Origin of the sequence: Mesorhizobium captivum, assembly GCF_033977165.1 — a bacterium.
Lineage (GTDB): Bacteria > Pseudomonadota > Alphaproteobacteria > Rhizobiales > Rhizobiaceae > Mesorhizobium > Mesorhizobium captivum.
In genome coordinates this window covers 265,865-290,626 of record NZ_JAVIJB010000001.1, presented here as the reverse complement: position 1 = coordinate 290,626, position 24,762 = coordinate 265,865, and the positions used below count along the sequence as shown (strand labels likewise).

Here is a 24,762-nt window from a genome sequence, read left to right as displayed (position 1 = left end):
GTTTTGGGTGAACGACATGCATCAGAACAAAGGCTTAAAGCGCGTCGCTTGGAGTTCGTTTCGAAGCGACGCGCTTTAAGCGCTATCCTCCCCGCGGCGCCGGTCCTCGCGACCGGCGCCGCTTTGACCGATGCGGCCGCCTGCGACACGAATCGCCGGCCGCGCAACCAGCTTTGGGACATTGCATGACGGCCAAGCGGCTATCCGCGCCAACCCTTCTCCTGCTGCCGGCCGTCCTCGTGCTGGCGGCGGTCGTGGTCGTACCGCTTTGCCTGTCCCTCTATTCCAGCTTTACGCCGTTCAGGCTGACGCGGCCGGAAACCTTCTTCACCTTCATCGGCCTGCGCAACTATCGCAACATCCTCTTCGACGCGAACTTCTGGTGGGCCTTCGGCCGCACCGTGCTTTTGCTCACCGTCGCGCTCAATCTGGAGATGCTGCTCGGGCTCGGCCTCGCGCTGCTGGTCGAGAAGGCCAGCCGCGGCCAGCGGCTGCTGCGCACCATCATGATGTTCCCGATGATGTTCTCGCCGATCCTGGTCGGCTTCCAGTTCAAATTCATGTTCAACGACAACATCGGCCTGGTGAACAACGCGCTGCAGTCGCTTGGTCTGACGCGGGATGCCATCCCCTGGCTGATCGAAGGCCACCTCGCCTTCATCGCCATTTCGATCGCCGAGATCTGGTCGTCGACCTCGATCTTCGCGATCCTGATCCTCGCCGGCCTGCTCGCCATGCCGAAGGAGCCGGTGGAAGCAGCGCGCGTCGACGGCTGCACGCCGTGGCAGACCTTTCGCTATGTGACCTGGCCCTTCATCACGCCCTTCGCCTACATCGCCATGACCATCCGCTCGCTCGACGTCGCGCGCGCCTACGACATCGTCAAGATCATGACCGATGGCGGCCCCGCCGGCCGCACGGAGCTGTTGTGGACGCTGGTCGCGCGCACCGCCTACAGCGATGCCCGTATGGGCGTGGCCAACGCGATGGCCTATTTTTCGATCCTGCTGTCGATCGTCTTCACCGTCTATTTCTTCAGGAAGCTCGCCGCGGCGCGCACCCAGATCGGCGCGGAGTGGTAAGAATGGACGCCAACGCATCCGCCCGCCTGAAGCGCCGCGCGGCGACCGTCGCGCACCGCGTCGGCCTTTTCCTGGCCATGCTCTTCATCTGCCTGCCCGGCATCTGGATCGTGCTCTCCTCCCTGCGGCCGACGGTCGAGATCCTCGCCAAGCCGCCGGTCTGGATTCCGCAGCAGGTCTCGCTCGACGCCTACATCGCCATGTTCAGCGGTGTCGGCAAGGGCGGCATTCCCGTCCTCGACTATTTCCGCAACTCGCTGATCATCTCGGTCACGTCGACCGTCATTGCCATAGCCATCGGCATGGCCGGCGGCTACGCCTTCGCGCGCTACCGCTTCCGCGGCAAGTCGGCGATGTTCCTCGGCCTGATGTTGACGCGCACCGTGCCGGGCATCGCGCTGTCGCTGCCGCTGTTTTTCGTCTATGCGCGGCTCGACATCATCGATACGCATTTCGGCCTGATCCTGGCCTATGTCGCGCTCAACGTGCCGTTCACCATCTGGCTGATCGACGGCTTCTTCCGCCAGGTGCCGAAGGACCTTGCCGAGGCCGCGCAGATCGACGGTTGCACGCGCTGGCAAGCTTTCTGGCAGGTCGAGTTTCCGCTCGCAGGACCGGGCATCGCCTCCGCCGGCATCTTCGCCTTCCTCACTTCCTGGAACGAGTTCGCACTGGCCTCGCAGCTGACGCGCTCGATCAATTCCAAGACGCTGCCCGTCGGGCTGCTCGACTACACCGCCGAATTCACCATCGACTGGCGCGGCATGTGCGCGCTGGCCGTGGTGATGATCATTCCGGCGCTAATCCTTACCTTCATCGTTCAGAAACACCTCGTCGGCGGCCTGACCTCCGGCGCGGTGAAAGGTTGATCCGATGGCGATTGTCTCGCTCAAGAAACTCACCAAGCGTTACGGCAACATGGAGATCGTGCACGGCATCGACCTCGATGTCGCCGACCGCGAGTTCATCGCGCTCGTCGGGCCGTCCGGCTGCGGCAAGTCGACGACGCTGCGCATGATCGCCGGGCTTGAGGAGATTTCCGGCGGCACGATCGAGATCGGCGGCCGCGTCGTCAACGACCTGCCGCCGCGCTCGCGCAACATCTCGATGGTGTTCCAGTCCTATGCGCTTTATCCGCACATGACGGTGCGCGAAAATCTCGGCTTCTCGCTGAAGATCGCCGGCGCGCCGAAAGGGGAGATGGACCGCCGCGTCGCCGAGGCGTCGGCTATCCTCGGCCTCGATGCGCTGCTCGAGCGCCGTCCCTCCCAGCTCTCCGGCGGCCAGCGCCAGCGCGTCGCCATGGGCCGCGCCATCGTGCGCGATCCGGACGTCTTCCTGTTCGACGAGCCGCTCAGCAATCTCGACGCCAAGCTGCGCACCCAGATGCGCACCGAGATCAAGAAACTGCACGCCAAGGTCAAATCCACCGTCATCTACGTCACGCATGACCAGATCGAGGCGATGACGCTGGCCGACCGCATCGTCATCATGCGCGACGGCTATATCGAGCAGGTCGGCGCGCCGGACGAGGTCTTCCAGCGCCCGGCGACCCGCTTCGTCGCGGGCTTCATCGGCTCGCCGCCGATGAACCTGCAGGAGGCGACCGTCGCCGACGGCAAGGTGGTCTTCGCCAGCGGCCAGAGCCTGCCGCTGCCCGGCCGTTTCAAGGACAGGGTCAGCGCCGGCGACAAGGTGGTGTTCGGCCTGCGTCCCGACGATCTCTACCCCGTGGGCCACGGCTTGCATTCGGGCGATGCCGCGGACGTCCATGAGATGGAGCTGCCGGTGACGGTGACCGAGCCGCTTGGCAACGAAACGCTGGTTTTCGCCGAATTCGACCGCCGCGACTGGGTCTCGCGTATGCTGAATCCCAGGCCGCTGAAGGCTGGCGACCGGGTCGCCATGAGCTTCGACCTGTCGCAGGCGCATCTCTTTTGCGCGGAAACCGGCAAATCCTTGAGGAGCTGACGATGGCCAAGATCGAGAAAGTCGAGCTTGCAATGGTCGATCTGGTGCCGAAGGTGAAGCGCACCGACGCCATCCAGAGTTTTGTCAGCCAGGAGACCCCGATCGTCACCGTCACCGACGCCGACGGCGCGGTCGGCATGGGCTACAGCTACACGATCGGCACCGGCGGCTCTTCGGTGATGCGGCTGCTGGCCGATCATCTGGGGCCGCGCCTCATCGGACAGGACGCCGACCAGATCGAGGCGATCTGGCACGATCTCGAATTCGCCACCCATGCCACCACCATCGGCGCGATTACCGCAATCGCGCTCGCGGCAATCGACACCGCGCTCTGGGACCTTCGGGCGAAAAAGCAGAAGCTGCCGCTCTGGAAACTCGCCGGCGGCGCCAAGGATCGCTGTCCGCTCTACACCACCGAAGGCGGCTGGCTGCACATCGAGACGCAGGCGCTGGTCGCCGACGCGCTGGCCGCCAAGGCGAAAGGCTTCACCGGCTCCAAGGTCAAGATCGGCAAGCCGCACGGCTCGGAGGATTTCGCCCGTCTTTCGGCGGTGCGCAAGGCGGTCGGGGACGGCTACGAGATCATGACCGACTGCAACCAGGGTTTTAGCGTCGACGAGGCCATCCGGCGCGCCGAGCGCTTGCGCGATCTCGATCTCGCCTGGATCGAGGAGCCGCTGCCGGCCGACGACATCGATGGCCATGTGCGGCTGTCGCATTCGACCGCGACGCCGGTGGCGGTCGGCGAATCGCTTTATTCGATCCGCCATTTCCGCGAGTATATGCAAAAGGGCGGCTGCAACATCGTCCAGGTCGATGTCGGCCGCCTCGGCGGCATCACGCCATGGCTGAAGGTGGCGCATATGGCGGAAGCCTTCGACATGCCGATCTGCCCGCATTTCCTGATGGAACTGCATGTCAGCCTGGCCTGCGCGGTGCCGAACGGCAAATATGTCGAGTACATTCCGCAGCTGGATGAGTTGACGGGCAACAAGATGGTGATCGAGAACGGCCATGCGCTGGCGCCGAGCGAACCGGGCCTCGGCATCGATTGGGATTTCGATGCGCTGAAGGCGCGCGGCATCGCCGAATTCAGCGTCACCGTTACCGAACGGAGGAATTGAGAATGCAGCGAATGGGCATGGTGCTCGGTCTGAAGCCGGAGAAGGTCGAGGAATATGTGCGCCTGCACGCGGCCGTCTGGCCGGACGTGCTGAAGATGATCTCGGCCTGCAACATCAAAAACTACTCGATCTATCTCAAACGGCCGGAGAACCTGCTTTTTTCCTATTTCGAGTATCACGGCACCGACTACGCCGCCGACATGGCCAAGATGGCCGCCGATCCCAAGACCCAGGAATGGTGGGCTGTCTGTATGCCTTGCCAGGAGCCCTTGCCGACCAGGCAGGAAGGCGAATGGTGGGCGATGATGGATGAAGTCTTCCATCATGACTGACGCCTTCGATCCTCGATCGCTGGCGCAGTCCTGGCCAAGCCCTGCGAAGCCGCGCCCCATCGTCACCTTCGGCGCCGGCTCGATCGTCGGCGACGCGCATTTCCCGGCCTACCGCAAGGCCGGCTTTCCAGTGGCGGGCCTCTATGATCCCGACCGGGCCAAGGCGCAGACACTGGCCGAGCAATGGGGCGTTGCGGCCTTCCGCTCGGTGGACGAGGCGGCCGCCGTCAAGGATGCGATCTTCGATCTGGCAACGCCGCCGGGGCGGCATGCCGAGGTCCTGAAGGCTCTGCCCGACGATGCAGTCGCATTGATCCAGAAGCCGATGGGCAACTATCTCGGCGAGGCAACCGAGATCCTCGAAATCTGCCGCGCCAAGGAACTCAAGGCTGCAGTCAATTTCCAGCTGCGCTTCGCGCCGATGATGCTGGCGCTGAAGGATGCGATCGCCCAGGGCTGGCTTGGCGAGGTCGTCGATTTCGATGCCTGGCTGGCGCTGGCGACCCCGTGGCAGCTCTGGGAATTCCTGCTCAAGGCACCGCGCGTCGAGATCGCCATGCATTCGATCCACTATCTCGACCTGATACGGCAGCTCCTCGGCGACCCGAAGGGGGTTCATGCGAAGACGCTCGGCCATCCCAATCACAAGGTCGCGCAGACCCGCACCAGCGCCATTCTCGACTATGGCGACACGCTGCGCTGCTCGCTCTCGATCAACCACGACCACAAGTTCGGGCGCCGGCATCAGGCGTGCGAATTCCGCATCTGCGGCACCGAGGGTGCCGCCTACGTCAAGCTCGGCCTCAATCTCGACTATCCGCGCGGTGAGCCCGACGTGCTGGAGATCTACCCCAAAGGTGGATCCGACTGGGTCAGCGTGCCGCTCACCGGCGAATGGTTCCCCGACGCCTTTGTCGGGCGCATGGCCAATGTCCAGCGCTTCGCTTCAGGAGAGGACAGCGAACTGGTCAGTTCCGTCGAGGATGCCTGGAACACGATGGCGCTGGTGGAAGCCGCCTATCGATCGAGCGTCGCGCCGGCGACGCCGCTGGCCGAGAAACCGTAAGGAACGGCATGGAACGGGTCACCTATTTCGAGGACTACGAGATCGGTTCGTCGCGCCTAACCAGCGGGCGCACGATCACCGAGACCGACTTCGTCGTCCATGCCGGCCATACCGGCGATTTCTTCCCGCACCACATGGACGCCGAGTTCATGAAGACGACGCCCTTCGGTCAGCGCATCGCCCATGGCACGCTGGTGTTCTCGGTCGGCGTCGGCCTGACGGCGAACGTGATCAACCCGGTCGCCTTCTCCTACGGCTACGACAGGCTGCGTTTCATCAAGCCGGTGTTTATCGGCGACACGATCCGCACGCGCACCACGATCGCCGCGAAGGAGGATGACCCGAAACGCCCTGGATCGGGCCGCGTCATCGAACGCGTCGAAGTTTTGAACCAGCGCGACGAAGTCGTGCTGGCCGCGGACCACATCTATATCGTCGAGCGGCGCAAGCAGCCGGCCTAGAGCAATTCCAGGAAGAGTGTGAAACGGTTTTCCGTCCGGAATTGCGTCAAACAAAGAGATAGACCGAAGGAGACACGACATGGCTCATTCACTGGACGGCAAGACCGTCGTCGTCACAGCGGCCGCGCAAGGCATCGGCCGGGCTAGCGCGCTCGCCTTTGCCGCCGTCGGCGCCATTGTCCACGCTACCGACATCAACGAAGCCGCATTGGCCGATCTCGACGGCCATAAAGGGATCGTCATTCGCCGGCTCGACGTGTTGAGCGACGATGCCGTCAAGGTGGCCTTCGCCGAGATCGGCCGCGTCGACTTGCTGTTCAACTGCGCCGGTTTCGTCCATTCCGGCTCCATCCTGGAGATGAAGGACGAGGACCTCGACTTCGCCTTCAATCTCAACGTGCGCGCCATGATCCGCACCATCCGCGCCGTGCTGCCCGGCATGCTGGAGCGCGGCGATGGCGCCATCATCAACATGTCGTCGGTCGCGGGCGCACCGAAGGGCGTACCGAATCGCTTCGCCTATGGCGTGACCAAGGCGGCCGTGATCGGCCTCACCAAATCGATCGCCGCCGACTATGTTGGCAGGGGTATCCGCTGCAACGCCATCTGCCCCGGCACGGTGGAGAGCCCGTCGCTCGAAAGCCGCATGCGCGCCCAGGGTGACTATGAGGCCGCGCGCGCAGCCTTCATCGCTCGCCAGCCAATGGGAAGGCTGGGCACGGCGGAGGAAATCGCCGATCTTGCCGTCTATCTCGCTGGCGCCACTTACACCACCGGACAGGCCTATAATATCGACGGCGGCTGGTCGATCTGATGGGATTGAAAACATGACCCGCATTACCGATCTTCGCGTCTTCGACCTGCGTTTTCCGACGTCGCAAAGCCTCGACGGGTCGGACGCGATGAACCCTGACCCGGACTATTCCGCGGCCTACGTCATCCTCGACACCGACGTCCAGTCATTGAAGGGCCACGGGCTCACCTTCACCATCGGCCGCGGCAACGAGATCTGCTGCGCGGCGATCGAAGCGTTGCGCCACCTGGTCGTCGGGCTCGACCTCGACTGGGTTAAACAGGATCCCGGCCGTTTCTGGCACCACGTGACCGGCGACAGCCAGTTGCGATGGATCGGCCCCGACAAGGGCGCCATGCACCTCGCGGTCGGTGCGGTCGCCAATGCGGTCTGGGACCTATGGGCGAAGGAAGCCGGCAAGCCGGTCTGGCGCCTGGTCGCCGAGATGAGCCCGGAAGAGATCGTGCGGATCGTCGACTTCCGCTATCTCACCGATGTGATCACGCCGGCGGAGGCGCTGGAAATCCTGAAACGGGCGGAGGCCGGCAAGGCCGAGCGCATCGCCACGCTCGAGCGCGAAGGCTATGCCTGCTACACCACCTCGGCCGGCTGGCTCGGCTATCCCGACGACAAGCTGAGGCGGCTTTGCCAGGAAGCGGTCGACCAGGGCTTCAACCACATCAAGCTCAAGGTTGGTCGAGATCGTGCGGACGACATCCGCCGCCTCAGGATCGCCCGCGAGGTGATCGGTGCGGACCGTTACCTGATGATCGACGCGAACCAGGTCTGGGAAGTCGATCAGGCGATCGACTGGCTGGGCGACCTCGCCTTCGCCAAGCCATTCTTCATCGAGGAGCCGACCAGCCCGGATGATGTCGCCGGCCATGCGAAGATCCGCAAGGCGGTGGCGCCGATCAAGGTCGCGACCGGCGAGATGTGCCAGAACAGGATCATGTTCAAGCAGTTCATCGCCGGCGGTGCCATCGACGTAGTGCAGATCGATTCCTGCCGCATGGGCGGGCTCAACGAGGTGTTGGCCGTCCTGCTGATCGCAGCCAAGTTCGGCCTGCCGGTCTGGCCGCATGCCGGCGGCGTGGGCTTATGCGAATACGTCCAGCATCTCTCGATGATCGACTACGTCGCGGTTTCAGGCACCAAGGAGGGACGCGTGATCGAATATGTCGATCACCTGCACGAGCATTTCCTCGATCCCTGCGTCATCGAGAATGCGGCCTACATGCCGCCGGCGGCGCCGGGCTTCTCGATCGAGATGAAGCCGGATTCCATCGTCGCCTACCGGCACCAAGGTTGAATACGAGCCGTAACGCAGCCAGTTGGGCCTGCGTTACGGCTTCGCACTCTCAACCGCTCAGTACGACGCGCGATTTGGCACGATCCGCGTCAATCGACCTCGACGGCAAGCACCGAGACGCAGTCGCCGGCCTTGACCAGGCCCGGGAAATGACGCGCTGCCAGCAGGCCCGACATCTTGGCCCTGACTTCCTGTGGCGCGATGCCGGTACGGCCGGTCGAATGGATGCGCGCCACGGCCTGGCCTTCCTCCACCTTCTCGCCGAGATCGACTATGGTCTCGATCATGCCGTCGTCCCCGGCGAAGGCAAAGCAATCGCCGGAGGGCATGTCCAGCCATTGGGTTCGGGTCTTCTCGACCGCCCCGGAAACGATGCCCGCATGGCGCAGCACGTTGAGCACGCCGCGCCTGGCAATCCGCACCGTCTCGGCTCGCGATGTCCCGCCACCGCCGAGCTCGGTGGTGACGAAGACCTTGCCCATCTCCTCGGCCGCCGTGTCGTACATGCCGACCGTATCGATCTCGGTCATGCGCATCGAGAACGGCGCCGAGAAGGCCTCGACCGCCGCGAAGGCCTTCTTCTCCTGCGCCTTGTCAGGCAGAGTGTGCGCGGCGCAGAACGGCACGAAGTCCAGTGTCTTTCCGCCGGAGTGGAAGTCGAACACGATGTCCGCGCGCGGCAGCAATTCGCGCTGGAAATAGTCGGCGATCTTTTCCGTCACCGTGCCGTCCGGCCGACCGGGGAAGCTGCGGTTCATGTTGCCCTTGTCGATCGGCGAGGTGCGCGTACCGGCGCGGAACGCCGGATAGTTCATCGCCGGCACGATGACGACCGTGCCGGAGACATCCTTCGGGTCGAGGGTGCGGGCAAGCTCGTAGAGCGCCAGCGGCCCCTCATATTCGTCGCCGTGATTGCCGCCGGTGAGCAGAGCCGCCGGCCCCCTGCCGTTGCGGATCACGCAGATCGGGATCATCACCGAACCCCAGGCGGAATCGTCGCGGCTGTACGGCAGGCGCAGGAAGCCGTGCTGGACGCCGTCGCGCTCGAAATCGACGGTGGGCGTGATCGGCGATGGACGCAGAGTTGACATCGGCCTCAATCCTTCACGAACAGCTTGCGCGGCACATTGGCCAGGCATTCGACGCCGGTCTCGGTGATCAGGATCGACTCGGTGATCTCCAGTCCCATCGTCTCCAGCCAGAGACCCGTCATGAAATGGAAAGTCATGCCGGGCTTGAGCTCGGTGCGGTCGCCGGGGCGCAGGCTCATCGTGCGCTCGCCCCAGTCCGGCGGATAGGAAATGCCGATCGGGTAGCCGGTGCGGTTGTCCTTGACGATGCCGTACTTCTTCAGCACGGCGAAGAAGGCGTTGGCGATGTCCTCGCAGGCGTTGCCCGGCTTGGCGGCGGCGAGGCCGGCCTCCATGCCCTCCAGCGTCGCCTTCTCGGCATCGAGGAAGGCCTGCGTCGGCTTGCCGAGGAAGACGGTGCGCGACAGCGGGCAATGGTAGCGGTTGTAGCAGCCGGCGATCTCGAAGAACGTGCCCTCGCCCGCCTTCATCGGCTTGTCGTCCCAGGTGAGATGCGGCGCCGAAGCGTCGGCGCCCGACGGCAGCAGCGGCACGATCGCCGGATAATCGCCGCCGATGCCTTCGACGCCGCGCGTGCCGGCATCGTAGATCTCGGCGACCAGATCGCATTTGCGCATGCCGACCTCTATTTTGTCGACGATGCGCTTGTGCATAGCCTCGACGATGCGGGCGGCGTTGCGCATGTAGCCGATCTCGGTCGGGCTCTTCACGGCGCGCTGCCAGTTCACCAGCGCGGTGGCGTCGACGAAACGGGCATTGGGCAGATGCTTCTGCAGCGAGGCGAAGGCGGCGGCGGAGAACCAGTAATTGTCCATCTCGACGCCGATGGAGAGCTTGTCCCAGCGGCGATCGGCAAGCACGCTGGCGAGGTAGTCCATCGGGTGGCGCTCGGTCGACTGCACGTAATGGTCGGCGTAGCCGACGATGTTGTCGTGAGCGAGATAGGCGGTGCGCTTGGCGCCGTTGGCATCCTGGCCGCGGCCGTACCAGACCGGCTCGCCCGAAGGCGGCACGATGACCGCCTGGTGCACATAGAAGGACCAGCCGTCATAGCCGGTCAGCCAGGCCATGTTGGAGGGATCGCTGACGATCAGCAGATCGACCCCCTTGGCCTCCATGGCTTGCCGCGTCTTGGCGAGGCGATCGGCAAATTCGCTTCGCGAGAATTTCAGGTTTGGCTGCATTTTGTTGGTCCTCGTTTTTTTGGGCCCAGAGCCTGGTTCAACTTCGTTGAACCAGGCTCCTCGCCTATTTCTGATTGAGCGTGATCCTTTCGGAAACCGGTTCCCACTTTTCCGGATCACGCTCTGGCCGGGTATCAGCTTTCGAAAATCGTTCCGGCCTTCGCCGCCCGCGCGCGGTCGCGGGCTAAAGTGGCGATCGCGGTGTCCTGCACGCCGGTTCCGGTGAGGTCGGCGATGGTGATGTCGCTCGCCGAGTGTCGTCCGTGCTTTTTGCCGGCTATGATTTGGCCAAGTTCGGTGACTTCGGCATCGGCGCCCATGACGCCCGCCTCGATGGCGTGATGAAGCTCGCCGAGACGCCGCGTCTGCTTCGCGCTGTCAGCGACGTAGAGATCGGCCATGCGCAGGATCGCCGGCGCGATCTCGTTCTTGTGCTCGGCGTCCGAGCCCATGGCGGTGATGTGCTGACCGGCGGTAACGAAACCGGCCTTGATCAGCGGCTCGGTCGACGGCGTGGTGGTGACGATGATGTCGGCGCCGGCTGCCGCGTTCGCCGCATCCGGCTCGGCCCGCACCATGATGCCCAGTCTCTCGCGCAACCGGGCGGCGGTCGCCTCGGCCTTGGCTGCGTCGCGTGCCCAGATGCGTGCTTCCGCGATCGGCCTGACAAGGCGCAAGGCTTCCAATTGCAGGCCGGCCTGCAAACCGGCGCCGAAGATCGCGGCTACGGTGGAGTCTTCGCGCGACAGGTGCTTGGCCGCGACGGCGCCGGCCGCCGCGGTGCGGATGTCGGTGAGATAGCCATTGTCGAGCAGCAGCGCCTCGATCAGTCCCGTCTTGGTCGAGAGCAGCACCATCATGCCGTTGACGCTGGGCAGGCCGAGCTTCGGATTGTCGAAGAAGCCGGGGCTGATCTTGATGGCGAAGCCGTCTATGCCGGGCACATAGGCGGTCTTGACGTCGACCTCACCGCGATGCTCGGGAATGTCGAGCCTGAGAATAGGCGGCATCGCCACCGGCAACGTGGCCAAAGCTCGGAAGGCGTTCTCGACACAGGCAACCGCATCGAGATCGAGCGTCACGATCTTGCGCAGTTCCGTTTCGGTGAGGATGGTCATGCGGCTCATGCGACGCGCTCCGTCAGTGCAGGGTCGCCGCAGACGATGCGGCGATGCAGGCCCATGTCGATATTGCGGCCCGACAGGATGAGGACGGCCGGGCCATTCGCTTTCGCTTTTCCGGAAAGCAGCGCGCCGATGCCGACGGCGCCGGCGCCTTCGACGATTTCGCGCTCCTCTGCATACGCATGGCGGATGCCGGCGGCGATCTCATCCTCGGAAAGCAGGATGACGTCGTCGAGCAGCCCACGGCACATGCCGAAGGTCAGTTGGTTGTCGAGGCCGATGCCGCCGCCGAGCGAATCCGCCAGCGTTGGCAGTTCCTCGACCTGCACAGGGCGGCCAGCATCGAGACTCGCCTTCATCGCGGCGCCGCGCGCCATCGAGATGCCGATGACTTTCGTAGCCGGGCTCACGCCCTTGACGGCAGCGGCAACACCGGCTGCCAATCCGCCGCCGGAGAGCGGCACCAGCACGCTTGCTGTGCCCGGAACCTGCTCCATGATCTCGAGCCCCAGCGTGCCTTGCCCGGCGATGATGTCTGGATGGTCGAAGGGCGGCAGCATGACGAGCCCCTCTTCCGCGACCAGCCTGTCGACCTCCTGCTGGGCATCGTCCTGGCTGTTGCCGACGATGCGGATCTCCGCGCCGAGGCGGCGGATGGCGTCGAGCTTGTTTTCGGGCACCAGCCTCGACATGCAGATCACCGCGCGCATGCCTTCGAGCTTTGCCGCGTGAGCGAGCGCGCGGCCGTGATTGCCGGTCGACGCCGCGACGACGCCACGCGATCTTTCTTGCGGGCTCAACGCGGCGATCGCGTTGGACGCGCCGCGCAGCTTGAACGCGCCAGTGGTCTGGTGATGCTCCAGCTTGAGGTGGATTGGATGGCCGGCGCGGTCCGAAAGGCTTTGGGACAAGACGGTTGGCGTCCGCTCGATCTTGTTAGCGATACGCTCGCGGGCGGTACGGATGTCCACGAGGGCGATGGCGCGCGTCATCGGGCGACCCCCTCTGGCCTGCCGGCCCTCTCCCCCTCGAGGGGGGAGATCAGCAGCTTCGATGCTGTCTCTCTTCCTGCAACGTCGATGATTGGCGAAAGCGTAGCAGCAGCCAATCTCCCCCCTTGAGGGGGAGATGGCCGGCAGGCCAGAAGGGGTCGCTCTTGTACGCAGGACATAATTTTTACTGTCCAAGCGGCTTCGTCATCAGCCGGCCGAATTCCGGCCGCGGTGCGTCGTCGCCGCAGAGCCGCAGGCAGTTCCAGGCGCTGGCCTGGTTGCTGGTGACGACCGGGCGCCCGGTCGCCTCTTCCATACCGGGAACCGCAAGCGCCGCGCGCAGCGCCGTGCACGAAACGAACAGCGCATCGGCCTGCGCATGCATGGCCTTGCGCGACAGTTCGACCAGCGAAGCCGGTGGGATCCGCGCCATCTCGCGATCGTCCTCGAAGCCGAGGCAGGTAAAGCTCTCGATATCGAAACCTTGCGCGGCGAAATAGGTTGCCATCGGCCGGCTGGTCTCGACGGTGTAAGGGGTCAGAATGCTGATCCGCTTCACCCCGAACGCGTTCAGGCCGCGCACGCCTGCCATCGGCGGCGTGACCACGGCAACGCCGGGCTTGGCCGCCCGGATAGCGGCCTCGATTTCGGCATCGCCGATCACCACCGAGGCCGAGGTGCAGGAATAGCAGACGGCGTCGAGCGGCTCGTCCGGCAGGATGAGCGCCGCGCCCGCCGTCAACGACGGCTGCATCTTGCGCAGGTTCTCCGGCGTCGTCGGGTTGGCATAGGGAATGCGCGCGACATAGACGCCGATCCGCTCGCCCGCCACCATGCGGCGGAAATCGACCTCGCTGGTATGATCGGTGGCAAGGGCGATCAGCCCCACGCGTTTTTCGAGCGGACGCGCATCGAGGGCTGGCCGGGCCGATGCCAGCCGGATTTCGGGAAGCGGTTTCATGACTTTCATCTTTCGATCCTGCCGTAGCGGTGCTCCAGCCAGCGCAAGAGTACGACGGAGCAGAGGCTGATGACGAGGAAGAAGGCACCGACCAGCGTCATCGGCTCGATATAGCGGTAGTAGCTGTTGGCGACGCTCTTGGCTTGGTTCATCAGCTCCAGCACGGTGATCGCCGAAAGCAGCGGCGTCTCCTTGAACATGGCGATGAAGTAGTTGGCCAAGGCCGGTATCATCGGCGGGATCGCCTGCGGCAGGATAACATGGGTCCAGGTATGGCGGCCATTCAGATTGCAGGCCTTGGCCGCCTCCCACTGGCCGCGCGGCACGTTGTCGATGCCGGCACGATAGACTTCCGCCGTATAGGTGCCGTAGTGGAGGCCGAGCCCGATAACGCCCGCCACCAGCGGCGGCAAAAGGATGCCGATATCGGGCAGCACGTAGAAGATGAAATAGAGCTGCACCAGGAGCGGCGTGCCGCGGATGAATTCGGCGAACCAGCCGACGCTGCGCGACACGGCCCGGTTCGGCGAACGCCGCGCCAGCGCTATGGCCAGGCCGACGATCGCGGCAAGGACCGAGCCGAGCAGCGTCGCGAGGATGGTGATCTTCACGCCCTGGATCAGGGTCGGCATGATCTCGCGGACGAAGTTCCAATCCCATTCCATCAGAGGGCCCATTCCATCAGACGCGCACTCCATCGAGGCCGCGCGCCATGCGGCGCTCCAGCGAGCGCACGCCCCATGAGAGGATAAGGGCGAGCGCGAAATAGATGACGAGCACGGAAACGAAGGGCATCAGCGTGCTGCCGGTCTGCGAGCGCACCACTTGCGCCTGGAAGGTGAGATCGGCGAGCGAGATCAGCGACACGACCGACGTCGCCTTCAGCAGCTCGATCGCGTTGTTGCCGAAGGTCGGCAGCATGACCAGCAGCGCTTGCGGCAGGATGACGTGGCGCATGCCTTGCCAGCGGCCGAGATTGAGCGCCGTGCAGGCCTCGTATTGCTCGCGGCCGATCGACAGGATGGCGCCGCGCACCACTTCCGCGGCATAGGCGCCGACATTCAAACCCAGCGCCAGCACGCCGGCCTGCAAGGGCGTCAGCGACAGGCCGGCGAAGGGCAGCACGAAATAGGCCCAGAACAGCTGCACGAAGATCGAGGTGCCACGGAAGAACTCGATGTAGGTCGTGGCCAAGGCGCGCACGATGAAGAAGCGCGACACACGGCCCATGCCGGCGAGGAAGGCCATGACGAGCGCGAGCACCGACCCCATCAGCGTCAGCTCGATGGTGACAAGCGCTCCCTGCAATATCAGGCCGAGATAGCCGGACCACTGGGTCATTGAATTAGATGTTTCCAACGTTTCGTCTTGGCCCCTTCTCCCCGTTCACGGGGAGAAGATGCCGGCTCGCCCTCCGTAGCTCCAGCGCAGCTGCTGCGTAGGATGGGCAGGCAGATGAGGGGCAGCGCGAACTTATGGAAGCGTGGCGCCGCCCCTCATCCGGCCCTTCGGGCCACCTTCTGCCCGTGAACGGGGAGAAGGAAAGCTCCTTACTTCGCCGCGCAGAGCTTCTCGCGCGTCGTCGACATCGCTGCCTTGGCCGAGAAGCCGTAGGGCTCGATGATCTTGGCGAACTCGCCGGACTTCTTCATCTTGGCGAGTTCGACGTCATAGGCATCGCGCAGCGCCTCATCGCCCTTCTTGAAGGCGGCGCCGTCGCAATAGACCGGCGCGCCCTGCACCGGCGCGATCACTTCGAGGTTCGGATCATTGGCCTTCTTGATGAGGTCGTTGATCGACAGAACAGGGAGCGAATAGGCGTCGATACGGCCGTCCTGCACCATCTTCAGGCCGCTCTGGCCATCCGGCACGACGATGACGCGATCGCGCGGCACGCCGGCATTGAGCGCCAGCTTCTCCTCGGTGCCGCCACCCGGCGCGCCGACGGTGGCGGAAGTATCCTTGGCGATATCCTCATAGCTCTTGAAGCCTTTCGGATTGCCCTTCTTCACCAGCATCGCCTCGGCATCGCAAAGCACCGGCTCGGAATAGGCGACCGCCGCGCAGCGCTCCGGCTTCATGAACAGGCCGGCGGTGACGACGTCGAAGCGGCCGGCCTGCAGGCCGGGGATCATGGCGCCATATTCGGAGATGGAGGCGACGATGTCGTTGACGCCGAGGCGCTTGAAGATCTCGCGCGCCACGTCGGGCGCCGCGCCCGAGACCTTGCCGTCGGCGGCCACCGCCGTGTAGGGCGGCTCATTGGCAATGGCGACGCGGGCGAAGCCTTGCGCCTTGAGCTGCTCGAGCTTTGCGTCGTCTGCTGAACGCGCACCGGAGGCGAGCAGCATTGCGCTCACCGCGAGGCCGGCGACGCCAGCCAGAATGCCAAGTTTCTTCATCGTTCCCAACTCCTTAGTTTCTCTTCTTGGTTTGCCCGGTTCGGGACGGCGTTCCCGCCGCCCGTGTCCGGTTTTCAGGGAAGGCTTCGCCGTCCCTGGGGCATTGCGGTCAGACGCGATGTCCGGCCGCGATGATCTTCTTCAGGAAGCTTTGCGTGCGCTCCTGCTTGGGATGGCGGAAAATCTCGTCGGGCTTGCCTTCCTCGACGATCCTGCCGCGGTCGAAGAACAGCACCCGGTCGGCGAAGTCATGGGCAAAGCCCATCTCGTGGGTGACGAGCAGCATGGTCATGTCGGTCTCGGAGCAGAGTCGCCACAGCACGTTCAGCACCTCCTCGACCAGTTCCGGATCGAGCGCCGACGTCACCTCGTCGAACAGCATGATCCTCGGCTGCAGGGCGAGCGCCCTGGCAATCGCCACGCGCTGCTTCTGGCCGCCGGAGAGCTGAGCCGGCATGCTCCTGGCCTTGTCGGCCATGCCGACCATGTCGAGCAGCTCCATCGCCCGCTTCTCGGCGGCGGTGCGCGAAACACCCTTGGTCAGCATCGGCGCCAGTGTGACGTTGTCGATGACGCTCTTGTGCGGGAACAGGTTGAACAGCTGGAAGACCATGCCGATCTTCTGGCGCATCTTCGCCAGGTGCCGCTCGTCGGCCGGCAGCAACTGGCCGTTGCGCTCCATGTGATAGAGCTGTTCGCCGTCGATCTGGATGTGGCCGCCGTCGATGCGTTCCAGCGTCATCAGGATGCGCAGGATCGTCGTCTTGCCGGAACCGGAGGGACCGATCAGCGCGAGCTTCTCGCGCGGCATGACCTGCATCGACAGGCCGTCCAGCACCTTGAAGGTGCCAAAGCTCTTCGTGATGGCGTCGACCTTGATGATGGGCGCGGGCAATCCATTTCCCCGTTCTGGAGAAGCCTATGCCCTTAACGATGCGGAACAGCAGAAATCATGTCAATTATGAAAATAATATCATGACAATATTTTCCGCCGCGGCACAATTTCGGGGCAATTTGCGCTCCCGTTGTGCATCAGATGGCGAGCAGGAGATGTTCCGGGTCGCCAAGCAGGAGCTTGGCGACAACGCTCAAGCCCGCGCGCAGTTCCCCCTCGGCGGTCGATCCGAGCGAGATGCGCACGGCGGGACGCCAGGGCGTCACGGCGATACGGAACGAAGTGCCGGGCGCGATCGCCACCCCCCGCAGGCGCGCCTGCGCGACAAAGCTCTCCTCGGCGCGGTCGCCAGGCAGTTCGAGCCAAATATGCAACCCGTCGCGATGGCAGCGATAGTCGACACCGGCAAGTACTTCCGCGGCGATCTCCTGACGTCGTCTCAGCGCCCCCCGCTGCCAGGTGACCAGTTCCATCGCCGTGCCGTCGGTGACCCAGCGCGTCGCGATCTCCGCCACCATTGGCGTCGCCATCCAGTTCGAGACGAGATGGCGGTTGGCAACGGCCGCGACATAGCGGTCCGGCACGGCGAGATAGCCGATGCGCAGGCCCGGCACGACGATCTTGGTGAAGGAGGTGACATAGAGCGTCCGCTCGGGCGCAAAGGCGGCGACAGCTGGAGGCCGCCCCTCGACCAACGGCCCAAGCACATCGTTCTCGATGATGGCGATATCGTGCTTGCGCGCGACCGCGGCGATCTGCTCGCGGCGGGCGGCGTCCATCAGCGTCGCCGTCGGGTTGATCACCGAAGGCTGGACGAAGACGGCGCGGATGTCGGAGAGACGGCAGGCCTCGTCGAGCGCCTCGGGAATGAGGCCGTTGTCGTCGATCGGCAGGCCTTCGAGGTTGAAGCCGAGATAGCGGGCCAGCGGCACCAGCGTGTGGTGGCCGATCGCCTCGGTGGCGACAGTCGAGCCGGGTGGGGCCACGCTCATCAGCGCCACCGTCATGCCGGCGGTGGCGCCATTGGTGAGGCTGATATTCTGCGGCGAAGCTTCGAGGCCGCAAAGCTTCAGCCACTCGACCGCGACCGCGCGATGGCGCGGGAACACCATGTTCGGCCGGAACGACAGCGCCGAGCTCGATGGCAGGTTCTCGGCCAGCCAGCCCAGCGCCTGCTTCAGCTTCTCCAGATGCATCGGCTCGCAGACCGGCTTCAGGATGGAGAGGTCGATGACCTCGCCCAGCCGTTCCGGAAGATAGGGCGGCTCCGGCTCGCGGCGCTGCGTCTGCACGAAGCTGCCGCGCCCGACCTCGCCGGAGATCAGGCCGCGACGGATCAGTTCCTCATAGGCGCGGCTGACCGTCTGCACAGAAAGTTTCAAGTCGTCCGCAAGGCGGCGGTGCGTCGGCAGCCGCGCGCCATTGGCGAGCCGCCCGTCATGGATCGCGCGCGCGAACTGGTCGGCCAGCGAGAGGTAGGCCGGCCGGCGAATGAGAGCAGGATCTGGCTGCCATAATGTCATGACTTATTAGAGATCGAAATCAGTGCAATTGACAATCGAAATAATGCATCGTCATGGTGCTTTGGAAAAACATGGAGCCGGCATGGCGGCGGTGAAACTCGACCCGATCGACCTCAAGATCCTGGACGCGATCCAGCGCGACGGGCGCATCACCAAGCTGGCGCTGGCCGAGAAGGTCGGCCTGTCGCCGACCCCTTGTTGGATGCGGCTGCGCAAGCTGGAGAAGGCGAGGATCGTTTCCGGCTACCACGCCGCGATCGCCATGCGCATGATCGCGCCGGTGGCGACCGTGCTGATGGAGGTGACCTTGGCCAGCCACCGCCAGGCCGATTTTGACCGTTTCGAGCGGGTCATCCGTGACATCCCCGAGATCGTCGCCTGCTGGTCGGTCGGCGGCGGCGTCGATTATGTGCTGAAGGTGATGGCGCGCGACATCGACGCCTATCAGCGGCTGGTTGACGCCCTGCTGGAACGCGAGATCGGCATCGACCGTTACTTCACCTACATCGTCACCAAGACGGTGAAGGAGGAGACCGTTCTGCCCGTGGCCGATCTGCTGCCCGGACAAGCGTAAGGCAGAGAGATCCTCTCCCCGGACAAGCCAATAGAGACAATCTCTCTACGGACGGGCATCGAAACAGTCTCCTTTTTTGCTCGGCACGTCCGATGCTTCACCCAATCGAGGGAGATATCCCAATCGAGGGAGATAACGATGTCCGCGCATTTTGCACGCCCGCACCGCCACGAAGCACTCGACCGTCTTGCCGATCGCCGGCTGCTGCGCGATCTCGGCTATGTCGGCGGCCACTGGACGGCCGGCCACTCGGCCGCGAGCTTCGAGGTCACCGACCCCGCCACCGGCTCCACCGTGGCCTTCGTCGCCGCGCTCGACTCAAAGCAGACGACGGAGGCGGTCGACGCGGCAGCGCGCGCCCTGCCGGCTTGGCGCTCGGCGCTGCCGCAGGCGCGCTCCAAAATTTTGCGAAAATGGTTCGACCTGATCGTCGCCGCCAAGGACGACCTGGCGCTGCTGATGACGCTGGAACAAGGCAAGCCGCTGAAGGAATCGCTCGGTGAGATCGACTATGCCGCCTCCTTCGTCGAGTGGTATGCCGAGGAAGCAAAACGCCTCAACGCCGAAAGCGTCACCAGCCATTTGCCCAATGCCGAAATGAGCGTGCGCCGCGAGCCGCTCGGTGTCGTCGGCGTCGTCACCCCGTGGAATTTTCCGTCGGCCATGCTCACCCGCAAGGCTGCGGCGGCCCTCGCCGCCGGCTGCACTGTCGTGGCGCATCCTTCCTCCGAGACGCCCCTTTCGGCGCTGGCGCTGGCCGAGCTCGGAGAGCGCGCCGGCCTTCCCGCTGGTGTCTTCAACGTCGTCACCGGCGATGCGCGAACCATTGTCGGTGCGATGTGCGCGGACGCCAGGGTCCGCGCCATGAGCTTCACCGGCTCGACCGAAGTCGGCAGGCTGATCGCCGCGCAGAGCGCGCCGACGATGAAGCGGCTGGTCATGGAGCTCGGCGGCCATGCGCCGCTGATCGTCTTCGACGACGCCGACATCGAGAAGGCAGTAACGATCGCGCTCGACGCCAAATTCGCCACCTCCGGCCAGGACTGCCTGGCCGCCAACCGCATCTATGTGCATCGCCCGATCTATGAGCGGTTCTGCGCCGCCTTCGCCCGCCGCGTCGAGCGGCTGCGCACCGGCAACGGGCTTTCCGGCGACGCCGATATCGGACCGCTGATGCATGAGCGGGCGGTCGAGAAGGTGGAGGAGCAGGTGGCCGACGCCCTCGCCCGCGGCGCGCGTTGCCTGACCGGCGGAAGGCGTCACGAGGCCGGGCCGCTGTTCTACCAGCCGACGCTGCTCGTCGACGTGACGGACGCAGCGCTGATCATGCATGAGGAAACCTTCGGCCCGGTTGCTGCAGTGACGCCGTTCGATGACGAAGCGGAAGTCGTCGCCCGCGCCAATGCCACCGAATATGGCCTCGTCGCCTATGTCGTCACCGAAAACGGCGCCCGGCAGGCACGCATGGGCCGCGCGCTCGAATACGGCATGGTCGCGATCAACCGGGTGAAGATCACCGGCGCGCCGATCCCGTTCGGCGGCGTCAAGCAATCGGGCATCGGCCGCGAAGGCTCGCGCCATGGCCTCGAAGCCTTCACCGATCTGAAATACGTTTGTCTGGACGTCGCCTAACGCACGCCGGAAGAATTCCCTGAAGGAGAAAAAAATGCTCGAACAATCCAACGAACTCTCGGCCTGGGACCGCGACCACTTCTTCCATCCCTCGACCCATATGGGCACGCATGCGCGTGGCGAGTCCCCGGCGCGCATCATGGCCGGAGGCGAAGGCGTCACCGTCTGGGACAACACCGGCAAAAAGAGCATCGATGCCTTCGCTGGCCTCTATTGCGTCAATGTCGGCTATGGCCGTCAGAAGATCGCCGATGCCATCGCAAGCCAAGCGAAGAACCTCGCCTACTACCATGCCTATGTCGGGCACGGCACCGAGGCCTCGATCACGCTCGCCAAGATGATCATCGACCGGGCGCCGAAGGGCATGTCGAGGGTCTATTTCGGCCTCTCCGGCTCCGACGCCAACGAGACCAACATCAAGCTGATCTGGTACTATAACAACGTCCTCGGACGGCCGGAGAAGAAGAAGATCATCTCGCGCTGGCGCGGCTATCACGGCTCGGGCGTCATGACCGGATCGCTGACCGGGCTCGAGCTGTTCCACAACGCCTTCGACCTGCCGCGCGCGCCGATCATGCATACCGAGGCGCCCTATTACTTCCGCCGCGCCGACCGCTCGATGAGCGAGGAGCAGTTTTCGCAATATTGCGCCGACAAGCTCGAGGAGATGATCCTGGCCGAAGGCCCGGACACGGTCGCGGCCTTCATCGGCGAGCCGATCCTTGGCACCGGCGGCATCGTGCCGCCGCCGGCCGGCTATTGGCAGAAGATCCAGGCGGTGCTGAACAAATACGACGTGCTCTTGGTCGCCGACGAGGTGGTGACCGGCTTCGGCCGCCTCGGCACCATGTTCGGCTCCGACCATTACGGCATCAAGCCGGACCTGATCACCATCGCCAAGGGCCTGACCTCGGCATATGCGCCACTTTCCGGCGTCATCGTCTCCGACAAGGTCTGGCAGGTGCTGGTCAAGGGTTCCGACAAGCTCGGCTCGCTCGGTCATGGCTGGACCTATTCGGCGCATCCGATCTGCGTTGCCGCGGGCGTCGCCAATCTCGAGCTGATCGACGAGATGGACCTGGTGAAGAACGCCGGCGAGACCGGCGCCTATTTCCGCGCCGAGCTCGTCAAGGCCGTCGGCGGTCACAAACACGTTGGCGAGGTGCGCGGCGACGGCATGCTGGCTGCGGTCGAGTTCGTGAAGGATCGCGACGACCGCGTCTTCTTCGATGCCTCACTGAAGGTCGGGCCGCAGATCGCCACCGCGCTTGCCGCAAACGGCGTCATCGGCCGCGCCATGCCGCAGGGCGATATCCTCGGCTTCGCGCCGCCGCTCTGCCTGACGCGCGAGGAGGCCGACACGATCGTCGCCAAGACCGCCGACGCCGTGAAGAGCGGGTTGGCCAGCGTCTGAGAAGCGACATGAATGCCATGACCAGAACCGTCCCCGCAACGATGGCCGCCGTGCAGCTTACAGGCCACGGCGGCATGGAGAAGCTCGTCTACCGTACCGACGTGAAGGTGCCCTCGCCTGCTGCCGGCGAGGTGCTGGTCAAGGTCAGCGCCTGCGGCATGAACAACACCGATGTGTGGGTGCGCCAGGGCGCCTATGGCACTGAGGAAGACGCTGCTGCCGTCTCGACCTGGCGCCGGCAAGCCAACACGCTGACCTTCCCGCGCATCCAGGGCACCGACACGGTGGGCACCATCGTCGCCGTCGGTGACGGAGTGCCTGCCGTCCGCATCGGCGAGCGCGTGATGGTCGACTTCTCCATCTACAACCGCGACGACGATTCGCTGGCCGATATCGACTATATGGGCCATGGCCGCGATGGTGGTTATGCCGAGTACCAGGCCCTGCCGGCCGAGAATGCGCATGTCGTCGACACCGATCTCAGCGATGTCGAGCTCGCCACCTTCTGCTGCGCCTATCTGACCGGCGAGCAAATGCTGGAGCGCGCGGCGCTGAAGGCCGGCGAACGGGTTCTGGTCACCGGCGCATCGGGCGGCGTCGGCTCCGGCATCGTGCAGCTGGCACGCGCCCGCGGCGCCATTCCCTATGCGGTCGTCGGCAAGGGCAAGGAGCAGGCGGTGCTCGACATCGGCGCTGAGAAGGTGATCACGCGCGGCGTGGCCGATCTGCCGGCCGCCGTCGCCGAGGCGACTGCTGGCCAACCCATCGACGTGGTCGCTGACCTCGTCGGCGGCGCGATCTTCAACGACCTGCTGCGGATCCTCAGGCCCGAAGGCCGCTACACCACGGCGGGCGCCATTGCCGGGCCGGTGGTGCAACTCGATCTCCGCACGATGTACCTCAAGCAGCTGCAACTGCACGGCTCGAGCCAGGGCACGCGGGCGGATTTCCGCCGCATCGTGCGCTACATCGAGGAGAAGAAGATCAAGCCTCTGGTCGGCGGCGTGTACAAACTGTCGGACTTCCACCGCGCCCAGACGGACTTCATGGGCAAGGACTTCGTCGGCAAGCTGGTGGTGGTGCCGGACGCGATAGCGAACACGAGCAAATAACCGTCGATGGCGGCCGAGGGCTCGACCTTCGCGGTCAGCCTTTGCGCTCCTGCAGGATGTTGCCGCCGTCCACGACCAGAACGGCGCCGTTGACGTAGCTGGCGCCGTCGGAGGCCAGGAACAGGACAGCGGCTGCGACTTCTTGCGGAGTGCCGGCGCGTCCGAGCGGCGTGTTCTGCGCGGCGACGAGCTCTTCCGGTGTCGAGGCGCCGGTCGCAATCCAGCCCGGCGCCACGGCGTTCACGGTGACGCCGCTGCGGCCGACCTCCAGCGCAAGCGCATAGGTCAGCCCGACCATGCCCGCCTTGGCGGCGGAGTAGGCTGCCTCCCCTTCGTTGGAGACGTAGGGTCCGGTGACCGAAGCCATGTTCACCACGCGTCCATGGCCGCACCGAACCATGCCGGCCAAAAATCCGCGTGTGCTCAAGAACGCGGTCTTCAGGCTGACATCGATGCCCCGGTCCCAGTCGCTTTCGCTGAGATCGAGAAATCGCCGCTGCTGCGCCGGCTGGGCAACCGTCCCCATCCCGGCATTGTTGATGAGGATGTCGATCTCGCCGACCTGCGAGCATAGTCGCGCGACATCCGCCGAACGCGTCAGGTCGGCCACCACGGCGCGCACGTCGAGCCCGTCCGCCCGCAGCTCTTCGGCGCGTTGCTCGACACGCTGCGACGAGGCGGTGATGGCGACAGAGAGCCCGGCATCGCCAAGGGCGCGCGCGACGGCGATGCCGATGCCGTCGGCAGCGCCCGCGCCGGTCACCAGCGCGGTGCGGGATTTGCGAAACACGACCATGAACCCTCCGAGCCGATGAAGCCGATGCCGCCGCGCTTCAGTAGCCGGCACTGACGCCGAAATCGATCGAAAGCGCAGCCCCGGTAATCGGCGCCGCGCCGGGCTGGCAAAGATAGTGGATGAAGGAAGCGATCTCTTCCACGGTGATGAACCGCGCCCTTTCCGCCTGCGGGTAATGCCCGAGAAGCTTCCGCTTGTAGCCGTCCGGGTCATTTCCGCCATAGGTCGTCGCCTGATACTCGATCATAGGCGTCGCCGTGTCGCCGGGACAGACGGCATTGACCCTGATGCCGTGCGGGGCAAGTTCCAGGGCAAGCGCCTTGGTCAGCAGCACCAGCCCGCCCTTGGAGGCGCAGTAGACCGCCGCGCCGTTGTTGCCGACAATGCCCGCGTCGGACGCGACGTTGATCACGACACCGTGTGCCGCCGACAGATGCGGAATCGCTGCTGAAATCAGGAAGAACGCGCCCTTGAGATTGACGTCCAGCACAAGGTCCCATTGCTCTTCGCGGACCTCGCTTGCCGGTCCCTCGAGCCACACGCCTGCGGCGTTCACGAGAATATCCAGGCCGCCTCCCCACGCGCTGGCCTTATCCACCACTTCGCGGCAGGCGGCGACGGATCGGATGTCGAGCGGCAGACCCATCGCGTTGGCGCCTATCGCGGCAATCTTAGCCACGGCGTCGTCGAGTTTCGGACCAGGAAGGTCGGCGAGCGCGATCTGCTCGCCGTCAGCCGCGAGGCGAAGTCCGGTCGCAAGACCCATCCCTCCGGCGCCGCCCGCGATCAGGACCGTCCTGCCAGCCATTCGATAACCTCCACGAAACGTAGCCGCGACGACATGCGAACCATGTCCAGAAGACATGTCGCATGGACCACCTCGAATAAACAATGATCACGGGAGACCGAAGCCGCTCGAGT

25 protein-coding genes are annotated in these 24,762 nt (G+C 64.8%); 13 read left to right on the top strand and 12 right to left on the bottom strand.

Annotated elements, in window-relative coordinates; all coding sequences use genetic code 11:
* Positions 1–185: 185 nt before the first annotated feature.
* The 9 genes from RFM40_RS01375 (at position 186) to RFM40_RS01335 (ending at position 8,141) form a co-directional block, all read left to right on the top strand.
* Complete coding sequence (locus RFM40_RS01375; RefSeq protein ID WP_320224900.1) at positions 186–1,082, top strand: carbohydrate ABC transporter permease; 897 nt, start codon at positions 186–188, stop codon at positions 1,080–1,082.
* A gap of 2 nt (positions 1,083–1,084) precedes the next feature.
* Positions 1,085–1,951, top strand: coding sequence for a carbohydrate ABC transporter permease (locus tag RFM40_RS01370; protein WP_059184364.1), 867 nt, complete (start codon positions 1,085–1,087; stop codon positions 1,949–1,951).
* Between the two features lie 4 nt (positions 1,952–1,955).
* Complete coding sequence (locus RFM40_RS01365) at positions 1,956–3,053, top strand: ABC transporter ATP-binding protein (protein ID WP_320224899.1); 1,098 nt, start codon at positions 1,956–1,958, stop codon at positions 3,051–3,053.
* Positions 3,054–3,055: 2 nt separating this feature from the next.
* Complete coding sequence (locus RFM40_RS01360; protein ID WP_320224898.1) at positions 3,056–4,177, top strand: mandelate racemase/muconate lactonizing enzyme family protein; 1,122 nt, start codon at positions 3,056–3,058, stop codon at positions 4,175–4,177.
* Between the two features lie 2 nt (positions 4,178–4,179).
* Complete coding sequence (locus RFM40_RS01355) at positions 4,180–4,509, top strand: L-rhamnose mutarotase (protein WP_320224897.1); 330 nt, start codon at positions 4,180–4,182, stop codon at positions 4,507–4,509.
* Positions 4,502–5,575: a Gfo/Idh/MocA family protein gene (locus RFM40_RS01350; RefSeq protein WP_320224896.1), complete on the top strand. Its 1,074-nt coding sequence runs from the start codon at positions 4,502–4,504 to the stop codon at positions 5,573–5,575. The genes RFM40_RS01355 and RFM40_RS01350 overlap by 8 nt, the downstream gene beginning before the upstream one ends.
* Before the next feature lie 8 nt (positions 5,576–5,583).
* The gene (locus RFM40_RS01345; protein WP_320224895.1) at positions 5,584–6,036 is read left to right on the top strand and encodes a MaoC/PaaZ C-terminal domain-containing protein; all 453 of its coding nucleotides are present in this window, start codon (positions 5,584–5,586) and stop codon (positions 6,034–6,036) included.
* 79 nt (positions 6,037–6,115) lie between these two features.
* Complete coding sequence (locus RFM40_RS01340) at positions 6,116–6,850, top strand: SDR family oxidoreductase (protein WP_320224894.1); 735 nt, start codon at positions 6,116–6,118, stop codon at positions 6,848–6,850.
* 13 nt (positions 6,851–6,863) lie between these two features.
* Positions 6,864–8,141 (top strand): L-fuconate dehydratase, encoded by a 1,278-nt coding sequence (locus RFM40_RS01335; protein ID WP_320224893.1) that lies wholly within the window; start codon positions 6,864–6,866, stop codon positions 8,139–8,141.
* An 89-nt stretch (positions 8,142–8,230) separates the two neighbouring features.
* Here the strand turns inward: RFM40_RS01335 and doeB are convergent, their stop codons facing one another.
* The 10 genes from doeB to ehuR all read right to left on the bottom strand — a co-directional run bounded on the left by doeB (position 8,231) and on the right by ehuR (position 18,313).
* The gene (gene doeB, locus RFM40_RS01330) at positions 8,231–9,232 is read right to left on the bottom strand and encodes a N(2)-acetyl-L-2,4-diaminobutanoate deacetylase DoeB (RefSeq protein ID WP_320224892.1); all 1,002 of its coding nucleotides are present in this window, start codon (positions 9,230–9,232) and stop codon (positions 8,231–8,233) included.
* 5 nt (positions 9,233–9,237) lie between these two features.
* Positions 9,238–10,416, bottom strand: coding sequence for an ectoine hydrolase DoeA (doeA, locus tag RFM40_RS01325; protein WP_320224891.1), 1,179 nt, complete (start codon positions 10,414–10,416; stop codon positions 9,238–9,240).
* A gap of 134 nt (positions 10,417–10,550) precedes the next feature.
* Positions 10,551–11,543, bottom strand: coding sequence for a cyclodeaminase (locus RFM40_RS01320; protein WP_320224890.1), 993 nt, complete (start codon positions 11,541–11,543; stop codon positions 10,551–10,553).
* A complete protein-coding gene (gene eutB / locus RFM40_RS01315; protein ID WP_320224889.1) occupies positions 11,540–12,532 on the bottom strand; it encodes a hydroxyectoine utilization dehydratase EutB in 993 nt (330 codons plus the stop codon). The genes RFM40_RS01320 and eutB overlap by 4 nt, the downstream gene beginning before the upstream one ends.
* Positions 12,533–12,716: 184 nt before the next feature.
* Complete coding sequence (gene eutA, locus RFM40_RS01310) at positions 12,717–13,493, bottom strand: ectoine utilization protein EutA (RefSeq protein ID WP_320224979.1); 777 nt, start codon at positions 13,491–13,493, stop codon at positions 12,717–12,719.
* A 5-nt stretch (positions 13,494–13,498) separates the two neighbouring features.
* Positions 13,499–14,158: an ectoine/hydroxyectoine ABC transporter permease subunit EhuD gene (ehuD, locus tag RFM40_RS01305; RefSeq protein ID WP_320224888.1), complete on the bottom strand. Its 660-nt coding sequence runs from the start codon at positions 14,156–14,158 to the stop codon at positions 13,499–13,501.
* Positions 14,159–14,174: 16 nt separating this feature from the next.
* Positions 14,175–14,834 carry an ectoine/hydroxyectoine ABC transporter permease subunit EhuC gene (ehuC, locus tag RFM40_RS01300; protein WP_320273634.1) on the bottom strand — a complete coding sequence of 220 codons (660 nt, stop codon included), beginning with the start codon at positions 14,832–14,834 and terminating at the stop codon, positions 14,175–14,177.
* 209 nt (positions 14,835–15,043) lie between these two features.
* Complete coding sequence (ehuB, locus tag RFM40_RS01295; protein ID WP_126098160.1) at positions 15,044–15,895, bottom strand: ectoine/hydroxyectoine ABC transporter substrate-binding protein EhuB; 852 nt, start codon at positions 15,893–15,895, stop codon at positions 15,044–15,046.
* Positions 15,896–16,004: 109 nt separating this feature from the next.
* Positions 16,005–16,790, bottom strand: a complete 786-nt coding sequence (gene ehuA, locus RFM40_RS01290; protein WP_320224886.1) for an ectoine/hydroxyectoine ABC transporter ATP-binding protein EhuA — start codon at positions 16,788–16,790, stop codon at positions 16,005–16,007.
* 137 nt (positions 16,791–16,927) lie between these two features.
* On the bottom strand, positions 16,928–18,313 hold the full coding sequence (gene ehuR, locus RFM40_RS01285) for a MocR-like ectoine utilization transcription factor EhuR (RefSeq protein WP_320224885.1): 1,386 nt from the start codon (positions 18,311–18,313) through the stop codon (positions 16,928–16,930).
* A gap of 82 nt (positions 18,314–18,395) precedes the next feature.
* Between ehuR and RFM40_RS01280 the strand changes: the two genes are divergently transcribed.
* The 4 genes from RFM40_RS01280 (at position 18,396) to RFM40_RS01265 (ending at position 23,045) form a co-directional block, all read left to right on the top strand.
* On the top strand, positions 18,396–18,887 hold the full coding sequence (locus tag RFM40_RS01280; RefSeq protein WP_320273636.1) for an Lrp/AsnC family transcriptional regulator: 492 nt from the start codon (positions 18,396–18,398) through the stop codon (positions 18,885–18,887).
* Positions 18,888–19,025: 138 nt separating this feature from the next.
* The gene (locus RFM40_RS01275; RefSeq protein ID WP_320224883.1) at positions 19,026–20,519 is read left to right on the top strand and encodes an NAD-dependent succinate-semialdehyde dehydrogenase; all 1,494 of its coding nucleotides are present in this window, start codon (positions 19,026–19,028) and stop codon (positions 20,517–20,519) included.
* A gap of 34 nt (positions 20,520–20,553) precedes the next feature.
* Complete coding sequence (locus RFM40_RS01270; protein ID WP_320277007.1) at positions 20,554–21,933, top strand: aspartate aminotransferase family protein; 1,380 nt, start codon at positions 20,554–20,556, stop codon at positions 21,931–21,933.
* 8 nt (positions 21,934–21,941) lie between these two features.
* Entirely contained in the window at positions 21,942–23,045 is a 1,104-nt protein-coding gene (locus tag RFM40_RS01265; RefSeq protein WP_320277006.1) for an alcohol dehydrogenase family protein, read from the top strand.
* A 34-nt stretch (positions 23,046–23,079) separates the two neighbouring features.
* On the opposite strand, the gene RFM40_RS01260 is transcribed toward RFM40_RS01265, so the two are convergent.
* Entirely contained in the window at positions 23,080–23,841 is a 762-nt protein-coding gene (locus tag RFM40_RS01260; protein WP_320277005.1) for an SDR family NAD(P)-dependent oxidoreductase, read from the bottom strand.
* A gap of 37 nt (positions 23,842–23,878) precedes the next feature.
* Entirely contained in the window at positions 23,879–24,649 is a 771-nt protein-coding gene (locus RFM40_RS01255) for an SDR family NAD(P)-dependent oxidoreductase (RefSeq protein WP_320277004.1), read from the bottom strand.
* Positions 24,650–24,762: the final 113 nt, after the last annotated feature.

Coding starts and splice junctions, on each gene's coding strand:
- RFM40_RS01375 (WP_320224900.1), top strand. CDS start 186: ATGACGGCCAAGCGGCTATCCGCGCCAACCCTTCTCCTGCTGCCGGCC.
- RFM40_RS01370 (WP_059184364.1), top strand. CDS start 1,085: ATGGACGCCAACGCATCCGCCCGCCTGAAGCGCCGCGCGGCGACCGTC.
- RFM40_RS01365 (WP_320224899.1), top strand. CDS start 1,956: ATGGCGATTGTCTCGCTCAAGAAACTCACCAAGCGTTACGGCAACATG.
- RFM40_RS01360 (WP_320224898.1), top strand. CDS start 3,056: ATGGCCAAGATCGAGAAAGTCGAGCTTGCAATGGTCGATCTGGTGCCG.
- RFM40_RS01355 (WP_320224897.1), top strand. CDS start 4,180: ATGCAGCGAATGGGCATGGTGCTCGGTCTGAAGCCGGAGAAGGTCGAG.
- RFM40_RS01350 (WP_320224896.1), top strand. CDS start 4,502: ATGACTGACGCCTTCGATCCTCGATCGCTGGCGCAGTCCTGGCCAAGC.
- RFM40_RS01345 (WP_320224895.1), top strand. CDS start 5,584: ATGGAACGGGTCACCTATTTCGAGGACTACGAGATCGGTTCGTCGCGC.
- RFM40_RS01340 (WP_320224894.1), top strand. CDS start 6,116: ATGGCTCATTCACTGGACGGCAAGACCGTCGTCGTCACAGCGGCCGCG.
- RFM40_RS01335 (WP_320224893.1), top strand. CDS start 6,864: ATGACCCGCATTACCGATCTTCGCGTCTTCGACCTGCGTTTTCCGACG.
- doeB (WP_320224892.1), bottom strand. CDS start 9,232: ATGTCAACTCTGCGTCCATCGCCGATCACGCCCACCGTCGATTTCGAG.
- doeA (WP_320224891.1), bottom strand. CDS start 10,416: ATGCAGCCAAACCTGAAATTCTCGCGAAGCGAATTTGCCGATCGCCTC.
- RFM40_RS01320 (WP_320224890.1), bottom strand. CDS start 11,543: ATGAGCCGCATGACCATCCTCACCGAAACGGAACTGCGCAAGATCGTG.
- eutB (WP_320224889.1), bottom strand. CDS start 12,532: ATGACGCGCGCCATCGCCCTCGTGGACATCCGTACCGCCCGCGAGCGT.
- eutA (WP_320224979.1), bottom strand. CDS start 13,493: ATGAAACCGCTTCCCGAAATCCGGCTGGCATCGGCCCGGCCAGCCCTC.
- ehuD (WP_320224888.1), bottom strand. CDS start 14,158: ATGGAATGGGATTGGAACTTCGTCCGCGAGATCATGCCGACCCTGATC.
- ehuC (WP_320273634.1), bottom strand. CDS start 14,834: ATGACCCAGTGGTCCGGCTATCTCGGCCTGATATTGCAGGGAGCGCTT.
- ehuB (WP_126098160.1), bottom strand. CDS start 15,895: ATGAAGAAACTTGGCATTCTGGCTGGCGTCGCCGGCCTCGCGGTGAGC.
- ehuR (WP_320224885.1), bottom strand. CDS start 18,313: ATGACATTATGGCAGCCAGATCCTGCTCTCATTCGCCGGCCGGCCTAC.
- RFM40_RS01280 (WP_320273636.1), top strand. CDS start 18,396: ATGGCGGCGGTGAAACTCGACCCGATCGACCTCAAGATCCTGGACGCG.
- RFM40_RS01275 (WP_320224883.1), top strand. CDS start 19,026: ATGTCCGCGCATTTTGCACGCCCGCACCGCCACGAAGCACTCGACCGT.
- RFM40_RS01270 (WP_320277007.1), top strand. CDS start 20,554: ATGCTCGAACAATCCAACGAACTCTCGGCCTGGGACCGCGACCACTTC.
- RFM40_RS01265 (WP_320277006.1), top strand. CDS start 21,942: ATGAATGCCATGACCAGAACCGTCCCCGCAACGATGGCCGCCGTGCAG.
- RFM40_RS01260 (WP_320277005.1), bottom strand. CDS start 23,841: ATGGTCGTGTTTCGCAAATCCCGCACCGCGCTGGTGACCGGCGCGGGC.
- RFM40_RS01255 (WP_320277004.1), bottom strand. CDS start 24,649: ATGGCTGGCAGGACGGTCCTGATCGCGGGCGGCGCCGGAGGGATGGGT.